The sequence below is a fragment of the Kribbella sp. genome (assembly GCF_035687465.1).
Taxonomy (GTDB): domain Bacteria; phylum Actinomycetota; class Actinomycetes; order Propionibacteriales; family Kribbellaceae; genus Kribbella.
Window position 1 is genome coordinate 1 of record NZ_DASRXP010000681.1, and the last position, 11342, is coordinate 11342.

An 11342-nucleotide genomic window follows, 5' to 3' on the forward strand; every position below is an offset into this window, starting at 1 on the left:
CCGGAGCAAGGGCTGGAGCGGGTGCTGGGGTGGGGGGTGGGGAGTTTCGGGGGGTGTTGCAGTTGCGGAGTGGGGCGGATCCGAGTTTGTTGGTGGATGTTGCCGACGTGTGGAAGGCGCCGGCCGCGGTACTGGCTGCGCTTGGGGAGCGGGCGGAGACCGATCTGCTGTTGGCACTGAGGCGTGGGGCGCGGGTTTGGCCGCCGCTTGGGGCTGCGTTGAAGGATGCGGCGCCCGCCGAGGTTCCCATCACCGACGAGGCGTTGGACGAGCTCGCCAGCGACAGCCAGGCATTGGACGGTGCCGGGATCGAGGTGCTGTGGCCCGCCGAGCTCTTCGCGGGTGAGTTGGCTGTGCGCGGCGCAGTGCAGGGCACGCCGTCGCCCGGAGCAGTAACTGGGCCTGGCTTCAGCATGACGGAACTGCTGGCCTTCAAGTGGCGGCCGACGCTGGATGGGGAGGAGCTCACCGAGGAGGAGATCGCCGCGCTCGCGGAGGCGAAGCGGCCGATGATCCGGATGCGCGGCAAGTGGGTTCGGATCGACCAGGACCTGGTCCGGAAGCTGCGGCGAAACACCTCGCGGAAGTTGACCGGCGCGGAGGCGCTCGGCGCGGCGTTGACGGGGACGCTCGAGGTGGATGGCGAGTTGGTCGCGTTCGACGCCGGCGGACCATTGCAGACCATGGTGGAGCGGCTGCGGGAAGCCCAACCAGAAGAACCGCTCCAAGATCCGCCTGGACTGAAGGCTGAGCTGCGGGACTATCAGCGTCGAGGCGTCGCGTGGATGGCGCAGCTCGCGGAGCTGGGGCTCGGCGGATGCCTTGCGGACGACATGGGCCTAGGCAAGACGATCCAGGTGATCGCACTGCATCTCCATCTGTCCGGACGTGGGCGCGGACCAACGCTCGTGGTCTGTCCGTCGACGCTGCTCGGGACCTGGGAGCGGGAGCTGGAGAAGTTCGCGCCGGACGTGCCGAGGAGGCGCTATCACGGAGCCGGTCGTTCCCTGAGCGACTTGGCCGCTGACGAGGTCGTGCTCACGACGTACGGGGTGGTGAGGCAGGACCACCGCGTGCTCGGCGAGATCTTCTGGGGTCTGGCAGTCGCCGACGAGGCTCAGCACGCGAAAAATCCGCTCTCCCGCACCGCCCGAAGCGTCAGAACGTTGCCCGCAGCAACGAGGTTGGCGTTGACCGGTACGCCGGTGGAGAACAGGTTGTCGGAGCTCTGGTCCATCCTGGACTGGGCGGCCCCCGGTCTGCTTGGTCCGCTGGAACGGTTCCGCCGCGACGTCGCAGTACCGGTCGAGCGGTATCACGACGAGGAGGCGACCGCGCGGCTTGCCAGGGTGACCCGGCCATTCCTGCTGCGGCGGAAGAAGAGTGATCCCGGGATCGCGCCGGAGTTGCCGCAGAAGACAGAGCACGATGTCGTCGTACCGTTGACCGCCGAGCAGGCCACGCTCTACCAGGCGGTCGCCCGCGAGACCCTGGCCAAGATCGAGGAAGCCAAGGGGATCGAGCGGCGTGGGCTGGTGCTGAGTCTGCTCACCCAGCTCAAGCAGGTGTGCAACCACCCGGCACAGTTCCTGCACGAGCCCGGTCCGCTCCCCCGCCGCTCCGGCAAGCTCGCCGCGCTCGACGAACTGCTCGACGTGATTCTGGCCGAGGGCGAATCGGTGCTGATCTTCAGCCAGTACGTCGAAATGTGCCGGCTGATCGAGTCCCACTTGGCGGCCCGGCAGGTCCGGTCGTTGTTCCTGCACGGCGGGATCGGCGTACGCAAGCGGGAGCAACTGGTCGAGCAGTTCCAGGCCGGTGAAGCGCAGGTCTTCCTGCTGTCGTTGAAGGCCGGCGGTGTCGGCCTCACGCTGACCAAGGCGACCCACGTCGTGCACTACGACCGCTGGTGGAACCCGGCGGTCGAGGATCAGGCGACGGACCGGGCCTACCGGATCGGCCAGGATCGGCCGGTCCAGGTGCATCGCCTGGTTACGGAGAACACGTTGGAAGACCGGATCTCGACCATTCTCGCGGCCAAGCGTGAACTGGCGGACGCGGTGATCGGGTCGGGCGAGGCCTGGCTGGGCGACCTGTCCGATACCGAGCTCACCGAACTGGTCGAACTGTCGACCACGCCGGCCAAGGCCGGAGCCGCTGGCCCCTACAACCCTTCTGCGGTTGGACGAACGCCATGACGCCGGATCCAGACCGTACTCCGTGGCGCGGGTGGCGGACGTCCTCGGAGAGTGCGGCTCTGCCTGCCGCCAAGGGGGCGGGGAGTCGCCGGCCGTTCGGCGCGACCTGGTGGGGCAGGGCCTGGCTGAATGCGTTGGAGCACCGGGCGCGGCTAGATCCGAACCGCCTTGGTCGTGGACGGTCTTATGCGCGGCGCGGGAGTGTCCTGGACCTGACGGTCGATCCGGGTGTGGTGCGAGCCAGGGTGCAGGGCAGCCGCGTGACGCCGTACGAGGTCACTGTGAAGATCCGGGCGTTCTCGGATGCCGAGTGGTCTGCGGTTCTTGACGTGGTGTCCGCGCAGATCGGGCGGGTGGCGGCGCTGCTGGATGGGGAGTTGCCGCCTGAGGTTGTGGATGATGCGCAGGCTGCCGGACTCGAGTTGCTGCCGGATGCGGGCGAAGTACTGACTGCTTGCAACTGCCCGGATTTTGCTGTGCCTTGTAAGCATTCGGCGGCTGTTTGCTACCTGATCGCGGATGAGCTGGATGAGGATCCGTTTGCGTTGTTGCTCCTGCGCGGGCGGCGGCGGGATGAGCTGTTGTCGATGTTGCGTTCGCGCCGGTCGACGGGTGGTGCTGCTGGACCTGCGTTGAAGGCGCGGCCGGTCGGAGTACCAGCTAAGGCGGCGTTCGCGGCGAGCGTTGGGGCTGTGCCGATGCCGCCGCGGCCGTTGGGGCAGCCGGGCGTACCGACAGCTGTACAGGTGTTGGAACCGCCGCGGAAGTCCGGGATCGCAGGGCGCGATCTGGTCGCGCTGGCGACAGATGCGGCTCGGCGGGCTTGGGAGCTTGCGGCCGGAGACGGGGACGGTGGGCTGGGGCTGACTCAGTCCGAGGACCTGGCGCGGCGGGCGGCCGGGATGCCCGGATCTGCGGCGTTGACTGATCTCGCGCATCGGGCTGGGGTGTCGGCGCGGCAGTTGACCAGTTGGGCCGCGGCCTGGCGTGAAGGTGGGGCTGGTGGTCTGGCGGTTGCTGTTGCCGAGGGCATCGAGGTTGATCCCGGGGCGATGGCTGAAGGTGCTGCTGCCCTGGGGGCGTCGGCTGAGGTCGAGGGGAACAGGGTGACGGCCGAGCGGCGTCAGTTACGGCTGGGGGCGGACGGGCTCTGGTACCTCTTCACCGAGCAGTTCAACGACTGGATGCTGAGCGCGCCACCGTCGCCAGATCCTGCGGAGCTAGTCAGCGAATGAGGGGTTCCAGTTCGGCGATCAGGTGGCCGGCGAGTTTGGCGTGACCTTCCACTGACGGGTGGAGGCCGTCGGTGCAGTCGTCGGCGGTGATCCAGCCGTCGGTGGCGACGTACAGGATGTTCGGGTCGTCGGCGGACTTGACGGCCGTCTCGATCTGCGCCGCATGCTTGCCACTGAAGGGGCTGAGAGCAACGATCTTGCTACTCCGGTACGCCGTCCGCACGCGCGCCAGATAGTCCCCGTACTGCGCAGCCGTCAACTCGTCGTCGTTCACCCCGAGATTGAGGACCACCAGCTCCGGATCGGCGACCCGCTCCGCACGCGAGCCCGCGAAGTTCCAGCCGAACGACTCCGGACCGGGCGGCACCTCGCCGTTGCCCGCCTTCACCACGCCTTGCCGACCGAAGCCCACCTGGTACGCCGAGGCTCCGAAGGCCCGGGCGGTCAGATAGGCATAGGACTTCGTTCCATCGGCGCCGGCTGATTCCGGATCAGGGCTGAGCGCGCGCACTCCCTGGGTGATCGAGTCGCCGTAGAACTCGAACCGCGGACCGGACGGACGAGCGCCGAGCCGGAGTCGCGTCTCCGCATCGAGCACCAGCCCGGCGAACACCACCGCGCACTCGAACGGCCGGTTCCACCGGTTCACGAACTCGTTGACGTCCTTCACCACGATCTCGACCTTGTGCTGCCCGGGTTCGGCCGTCAGCTCGATCACCGGCTGATCGATCAGGTGCAGCTCGGGCTCCTGCTCGTCGAGCGAGATCCAGAGATGCGGCGCCACGGTCAGACCGTCGGTGTCGAACAGCACCTTCACCCTGGTGCCGTTGAAGGCGAACGAGATCCGCGAACCGGAGTTGACGGTGATCGCCAGCCCCGGCTCCATCCCCCACTGCCCCTCCAGCAGCACCCGCGGATCCGCCGGTGCGACCACCTCTCCAGCCACGAACTCCGCCACTCCACACTCCTCACTCGACCGGCACCGACCGCGCCCATTCTCCCGTCCCGGCCGCGGCGACCTCGGCCCGGGGGGATTTCTCCGCGCCCGGGCGGACAGTTCAAGACCTGGCGGAAAGGTCCAAAACTGAGCAGCGGATTGTCGGTCCGGCCCTCTAGCCTGTCGGCATGGCAACACAACCTGCGGTTGAAGCGATCGATCTGGTGAAACAGTTCGGTACGAACCGAGCTGTCGACGGGGTGAGTTTCGTAGTACCGGAAGGCACCGTCCTGGGCCTGCTGGGGCCGAACGGAGCCGGCAAGACGACCACCGTGCGGATGCTGACCACGCTGAGTGTGCCGACCAGCGGGACCGGCCGGGTCGCCGGGCACGATGTGATCAAAGACCCCGCGGCGGTCCGCCGCAGCATGGGACTAACCGGTCAGTCCGCCACTATCGACGAGCTGCTGACCGGCCGGGAGAACATCCGGCTGATCGGTCGGCTCTACGGACTGCCGACCAGCTACCTGCGCAAGCTTGCCGACGAGTTGCTCGAGCGCTTCCTGCTGGCGGATGCCGCCGACCGGATCGCCAAGACCTACTCAGGCGGGATGCGGAGGCGGCTCGACCTGGCCGTCAGCCTGGTGGCGTCACCGCCCGTGCTGTTCCTGGACGAGCCGACCACGGGTCTCGACCCGCGGAGCCGGGCCGACCTGTGGGAGGTGCTCCGCGGCCTGGTGCGAGACGGGACCACCTTGCTGCTGACTACGCAGTACCTCGAAGAAGCAGACCACCTGGCCGACGAGATCATCGTGATCGACAAGGGCAAGGTGATCGCCGCCGGGACACCGACCCAGCTGAAGGACGAGGCCGGGCGGGCCGCCGTGGTCATCACCGTGTCGTCCGAGGCGGATCTGCCGCGGGCGGCCGAGCTGCTGCGCCGGCATACGGCCGAGGTCCATGTCGAGGAGGTGAGCAGGCGGCTGACCGCACCCGCGAGCGGTCTGAGCGACATGACCCGGATCGCGGGGGTCTTCGCCGAGAGCGGGATCGACATCGACGACCTGGGCCTCAAGCGGCCGAGCCTCGACGATGTCTTCCTGCATCTGACCGGTCACCGAGCCGAGGACGAGCTGGACACCGAAACGCCGACTGGACAGGAGGCCCTGCGATGACCGCCGTGACCGTCCAGGATCGGCCGCCGATCCACGAGCGCACCTTGCTGCAGCAATCACTGACCGTCGTCTGGCGAAACCTCCTGCACATCCGGCGGATGCCGGAGATGTTGCTGGACGTGACGATCCAGCCGGTGATGTTCGTGCTGCTGTTCGCCTACGTCTTCGGTGGGTCGATCAGCGTGCAGGGGACGACCTACCGGGAGTTCCTGCTCCCCGGCATCATGGCGCAGACCATGGTGTTCTCCTCGGCCATCGTGGCCCTCGGCCTCAACAGCGACCTGGAGAAGGGGATCGTCGACCGCTTCAAGTCGTTGCCGATCTCGCGGGCGTCCGTCCTGGTCGGCCGGAGCCTGTCCAGCCTGATCCATTCCAGCATCGGCATCGTGGTGATGGGAGTGACTGGCCTGGCCGTCGGCTGGCGGATCCGCGAAGGCTTTGCGAACGCGGTGCTGGCGTACCTGTTGCTGCTGCTGTTCGGCTTCTCGATGATCTGGCTGGGGATCTGGGTCGGCTCGATGCTGCGCTCGGTCGAGGCGGTCAACGGCTTCATGTTCACGGTGATGTTCCCGCTCACCTTCGTCGCCAACACCTTCGCACCACCGGAGGACATGCCGAGCTGGCTGCGGGTCGTCGCAGAGTGGAACCCGGTGTCGGCTCTGACCGCAGCCTGCCGCGAGCTGTGGGGCAACGGACCGGGCGCCCTGCCGGACGCCCAGTGGCCGATGCATCACCCGGTGGTCGCGTCCATCGGCTGGTCCATCATCTTCACGGCCGTCTTCGCGCCGCTCGCCCTGCTCGCCTTCCGCCGCCGTTCCCGGGACTGACAGGCAGGCCCGACCCCGCGGGCAGGCGCGGGGCCGGGCGATCGAGGCGGTCAGAAGCCGGAGTTGCCAGGGCCTCTGATCAAGGTGAAGCCGGTGGTGTTGTTGAGGCCTCCACTGGGTGTGTTGCTGACGGTCACGTAGTTGAAGGTGCCCGAGCCAGGGCTGAAGATCTCGATCCCGTAGGTGCCGGTCCCCGTCACCTTCACGTGGTCGAAGGTGATGTTGCTGATCGTCCTCTGCCAGGTCATCAAGATGCCCTGATAGGTGCTGTCGATGATGTCGACGTCCTTGATCAGCACCGGCGCCGTGATGTCGCGGGACTCCGCATAGATCCACAGTGCGCCCTGGCTGCTGTTCCAGTCGGTGTTGAATCCACCCGCGCGGGTGATCGTGTTGCGCTGCACCACTGTTGTCCCGCTGAACGGCTGCGCGCCGTGCCAGGTGGAGACGGTGATGCCCGAGGCGGTGTAGACGGTGTCGGAGAACAGGTTGTCCTCGATCCGGTTGCCGTTGCCACCGTAGATGCCGGCAGTGTTGGCGAGTGCGGGCAGTACTGCGGTGTTGAACGTGAACGCGCAATTCGTCACCGACGCCGAAAAGGACCACATCGCCAGCGCGTCGTCACCGGTGTTGCGGAGCACGCTCTGGTCGACCCGGGAGTTGCTGACCGTGTTGTTCAGGTTCACTCCGTCGGCAAAGGTGTTCCGGATCCGCACCCCGGCCAGGTAAAGGCCGTTGGCGTTGTTCACCCACAGCCCGACCTTGGCGTGCTCGACCCAGACGTTGTGGATCAGTGATCCGGTGCCGAAGTTGCCCTCCATCGCGGCGTGGGTGGTGACCACGCCGTCGGGATCGCGGTACCGCACGTCCCCGGCGAAGGTGAAGTCGGCGAGCTGAATGTTGCTGCCGGCTCCCAGGAACCCACCGACGCCGTTGTTGCCGCGCACTGTCGTGTGCCACATCCCGGCGCCGCGGATCGTCACGTTGTCCACGGTCAGCCGGTTGGTGAGGTCGAAGGTGCCGGCTGGGATCCAGAGCGGCTTGCCCGCCGCCTTCGCCGCGGCGATCGCCGAGTTGAAGGCGGCCGTGTCGTCTCCCGAGCCCGAGACAGCGCCGTACGAGGTGACATCGAGTGCGCCGGCTGGTGCGGTGTAGGCGGGGGCGACCACCTCGGTGTCGATCAGGTCGATGGTGATCGGTGTGCTGGTGTCGTTCTGCAGCTTCAGCACGGTGCCGGCCGGGTAGCTCGGCAAGGTCGTCCGGACCTCGTCGTAGAACCGGTGGCCGTTGCCCAGCCCCGGGTCGTTCGGGAACGGGTAGAGGCCGTAGACCCAGCTGTACGCCGAGGTCAGGGTGACGTCCTTCACCTTCGCTCCGCCGACATAGACCCCGAGCGGCGCGGTGATGCCGGTACCGGAGGCGTTGTCGGGGATCGAGTAGCGCACGACCAGCGAGTTCGACGGCTTGGTCAGGGTGAACTGGGTGTACTTCCCCGCGTTATCGAGGCGTACCGCCCGCCGTCCGGACGACTCCGACGGGATGGTCCGGTACGTCCGGTCCGGGCCGAGCACCGTCCCGTTCGTGCTGCTGCTCTCAGCCTCGTACTCCGTATAGGGGACTGTCGCTCCACGGGTCGCCAGTGCCGTGGAACCCGCCACGGTGACGTCGTCGAGCGCGACGTTGCCGCTGTCACCAGAGTCGAACTGGTAGCCGATCAGGTTCAGCCCAGCTCGCAGCGGCAGCGTCTGCTGCACGGTCGACCATCCACTTGCCGCCGGCAACGAGACCTGTCCGGTCCGGACGCCGTTGGCGTAGACGCTGAGCGTCTTGGTGCTGCCGGTGGTGTTGCTGTAGCGCAGCGTCGTGCTCACGCTGCCCGCGGTGTCGAGCTTCACCGTACGGATCACCCGGCTGCCGACAGTGGTTAGACCGGTGACGTAGCCGCTGCCGGTGAAGCCGCTGATCGAGGTGCCGATGCTCGCGCCCCCGGAGAGGAAGCCGCCTTCAAGACCACTTCCATCGGACGGCGGTACGTCGGTCGGCGGGGTGACCGTCAGGTTGTCGAGGTTGACGTTGCCCGAGTCCGACGTGTCGAAGCGGTAGGCGATCGTATTCGCGCCGGCGACCAGCGGAACCTCCTCCGCCGACGTCCCCCAGTCGGCCCACCCGGAGGTCGCGGGGAGACTGATCTGCCGGATCTTGGAGCCGCCGGAGTACAGGGAGAGCGTCATGGTGACCCCGGTTCCGTTGGCGTACCGCAAGGTCGCAGTACCGGAGCCGGCGGTGCTGGAGGCGACCGTGAAGGTCGTTGCCGCGTTCCCCTTGTTGCCATCGGTGTACCCGCCGACGAAGCCCGAGCCGGTGTAGCCAGGATGCTCGGTCTGCACCACCGCGCCACCGGACAGGGCGGCGGACTCGGCCTCGACGGTGACCGGTGCCGCTGTCGCGGACGGAACGTCGATCAAGGCGAATGGCAGCGCTGCCAGGAATGCAGCCAGTACTGCGGACAGCAGGCGGGAGCTTCGTCGAGACATGGTGATGGGCCCTTCTCTGAGGGGGGCGGAACAATGAGACGGGTGAAACTGGGACTAGCCCTTGACCGCACCACCTAAGGCGCCGGACTTGAGGAACAAGCGCTGGAACACCAGGAACAGCGCGACTGGGATGACGGTCGAGATCGCCAGCGCGGCCAGGAAGACGTCGAGCTCGACGAACTTCTGCAACGCCGGAAGGCGGACGGACAGGGGCTGCAGGTCGGGATCGGGCAGCACCAGCAACGGCCAGAGGAAGTCCTTCCAAGCGGCGATCACGGCAAACACCGAGACCACCCCGAGGATCGGCCGCGACATCGGGAGCACCACGGACCAGAACAATCTGAACGGGCCCGCGCCGTCCACTCGAGCAGCCTCGAAGACCTCACGCGGCAGGTTGGCGAAGAACCGCTGAACGATCAGGATGTTGAACGCGTTCGCTCCGGCCGGCAGCCAGACCGCCCAGAACGAGTTGATCAACGATGCCTTGAGCAACGGTGGATCGACCACAGTCAGATACAACGGAACCAGCAGCACTACGGACGGTACGAACAACGTCGCCAGCACGACCCCGGTGAGCAGCTTGCCGTAGCGAGGCCGCAGTACGGACAGGGCGAAGCCCGCAGTGGTTGCCACCAGCAACTGAACGAACCACGACCCGCCCGCGAGTATCACTGTGTTGAGGAAGTACTTGTCGATCTCGACCCGGGACCAGGCAGTGGACAGGTTGGCCCAGTCGATCCCGTTCGGCCAAAGCGCCAGTGGGGCCCGGAGCGTGTCCTGGGTCGGAGTCACGGCGGCCTTCGCGAGCCAGAGCATCGGCCCGAGCCCGACGGCGAACAGGGCAAGCAGCAGCACGCCGTGCACGCCCAACGCAGTACGGCGGATCCTCGGCCGGCGCCAGTCGGAGCCGGACAGGATGCCGCGGCTCATGACTTGCTCCAGGAACGAGTCAGGCGGAAGTAGATCGCCGAGAGGATTCCGAGCACCACGGCGAGCATGATGCTGAGCGCGGTGGCGGCGCCGTACTCGCCGCCCAGGCTGTTCGCGAACGCGTAGTCGTAGATCAGCAGCAGGATGGTGGTGGTCGAGTTCGCCGGGCCGCCACCGGTGAAGAGGAACGGCTCGAGGAACACCTGCGAGGTCCCGACAATCTGCAGGATGAAGGTGATCAGGAGCACGCCTCGCAACTGTGGCAGCGTGACGTGCCAGATCTTCCGCCAGATCGAGGCCCGGTCGATCTCGGCCGCCTCGTAGAGATCGGTGGAGACACCGGTCAGCGCGGCGAGGTAGATGATCACCGTGCCGCCGGCCGCCGCCCAGGTCGCCTCGAGGACCAGGGCGGGCATCGCACTACCCGAGTCCTGCAACCACGACACCGGTCCCAGACCGACCGTGCCGAGGATCGTGTTGAACACCCCGGTCGGGCCGGCGTCGTAGAAGAACTTCCACAGCAGTACTGCGACCACCGGCGGGATCACCACCGGAAGGTAGGCCAGCGCACTGTAGAGCCCTTTGAACCGACGGACCTCGCTCATCACCACGGCTGCGACCAGCGGCACCGGATAGCCGAACAGCAACGCCAGCAGAGCGAAGTACAGGGTGTTCTTGACCGCGGTCCAGAGCAGCGGATCGGCAAGCACGTCCTTGAAGTTCTGCAGGCCGACAAAGGTGGATGGCGTGACCAGGTTGGTCTCCTGGAAGCTCATCAGCACCGCGCGGCCGATCGGGATCCACGAGAAGATCCCGAACACCAGCAGCAACGGCAGCAGGAAGACCAGCGTGCTCAGGCCGCCGCCGCGCACCCAGGTCAAGGGCGTCCGGCGAGAACGGCCCTGGATGCGCGGGCTGACCACCAGCGGCGCGGGGCGGGTCTCGGTCACCATCGGGTCAGTTCCGGTCCAGCAAGGTCTGCGCCTCGGCATCGGCCTTCTTCAGCAGGTCCGCGATGTCGGCGTCCTTCTTGGTCAGCACGGACTGGACCACCGGGTCGAGGATCTTGTAGACCTCCTGGGTCGAACGGGTCGGCTCGGTGACGAGCGGCTGGTCGAACATCTTGTCCGTGTACGGCTTCATCTGCGCCAGCGGCACGTTGACGTACTCGGCCACCCATTTCAGCGACTCGTCATAGGTCGCCTTGTCGAACACCGGCAACTGCGGCGCACCCACCGGCTGCTTGGACGCCGCCGTCGTCTTCGCATCCAGTACTGCGGACGCCTGGTCGGTCAACTTCTGCATGTAGTAGAAGTCGATCCACTTCACAGCGGCGGCCTGCACTGATTCGTTCGACTTCGCGCTGACCGTGGCAAGGGTGCCACCACCGAGCACGCCGGCCTCGGGGTTGTCGGCCAGCGGAACAACCGTGACGCCGTAGTCCGCCGGCTTCAACGCGTTCTGCGTGAACAGCGAGCCGTAGTTGCCGCCGCCGCTGACATACAT

At 67.0% G+C, this 11342-nt stretch carries 9 protein-coding genes; 4 read left to right on the top strand and 5 right to left on the bottom strand.

Features of this window, described 5'->3' with window-relative positions:
• The first annotated feature begins 53 nt into the window (after window positions 1–53).
• Window positions 54–2198, top strand: a complete 2145-nt coding sequence (locus VFG33_RS36410; RefSeq protein WP_325057583.1) for a DEAD/DEAH box helicase — start codon at window positions 54–56, stop codon at window positions 2196–2198.
• Complete coding sequence (locus VFG33_RS36415) at window positions 2195–3433, top strand: SWIM zinc finger family protein (RefSeq protein ID WP_325057584.1); 1239 nt, start codon at window positions 2195–2197, stop codon at window positions 3431–3433. Before VFG33_RS36410 ends, VFG33_RS36415 begins: the two co-directional genes overlap by 4 nt.
• Here VFG33_RS36415 and VFG33_RS36420 read toward each other — a convergent pair.
• A complete protein-coding gene (locus VFG33_RS36420; RefSeq protein ID WP_325057585.1) occupies window positions 3423–4391 on the bottom strand; it encodes a GDSL-type esterase/lipase family protein in 969 nt (322 codons plus the stop codon). The two genes, VFG33_RS36415 and VFG33_RS36420, sit on opposite strands and share 11 nt — an antisense overlap.
• A 167-nt stretch (window positions 4392–4558) precedes the next feature.
• Here VFG33_RS36420 and VFG33_RS36425 point away from each other — a divergent pair, with 167 nt between their 5' ends.
• Complete coding sequence (locus VFG33_RS36425; RefSeq protein WP_325057586.1) at window positions 4559–5545, top strand: efflux ABC transporter ATPase subunit, DrrA-related; 987 nt, start codon at window positions 4559–4561, stop codon at window positions 5543–5545.
• The gene (locus VFG33_RS36430) at window positions 5542–6372 is read left to right on the top strand and encodes an ABC transporter permease (protein WP_325057587.1); all 831 of its coding nucleotides are present in this window, start codon (window positions 5542–5544) and stop codon (window positions 6370–6372) included. Before VFG33_RS36425 ends, VFG33_RS36430 begins: the two co-directional genes overlap by 4 nt.
• 50 nt (window positions 6373–6422) lie before the next feature.
• On the opposite strand, the gene VFG33_RS36435 is transcribed toward VFG33_RS36430, so the two are convergent.
• The 4 genes from VFG33_RS36435 to VFG33_RS36450 form a co-directional block, all read right to left on the bottom strand.
• Window positions 6423–8906 carry a CBM35 domain-containing protein gene (locus VFG33_RS36435; RefSeq protein ID WP_325057588.1) on the bottom strand — a complete coding sequence of 828 codons (2484 nt, stop codon included), beginning with the start codon at window positions 8904–8906 and terminating at the stop codon, window positions 6423–6425.
• A gap of 54 nt (window positions 8907–8960) precedes the next feature.
• Window positions 8961–9836, bottom strand: coding sequence for a carbohydrate ABC transporter permease (locus tag VFG33_RS36440; RefSeq protein ID WP_325057589.1), 876 nt, complete (start codon window positions 9834–9836; stop codon window positions 8961–8963).
• The gene (locus tag VFG33_RS36445) at window positions 9833–10789 is read right to left on the bottom strand and encodes a carbohydrate ABC transporter permease (protein WP_325057590.1); all 957 of its coding nucleotides are present in this window, start codon (window positions 10787–10789) and stop codon (window positions 9833–9835) included. Before VFG33_RS36445 ends, VFG33_RS36440 begins: the two co-directional genes overlap by 4 nt.
• A gap of 4 nt (window positions 10790–10793) precedes the next feature.
• On the bottom strand, window positions 10794–11342 hold a 549-nt coding region (locus tag VFG33_RS36450; protein WP_524538169.1), incomplete at its 5' end, for a type 2 periplasmic-binding domain-containing protein.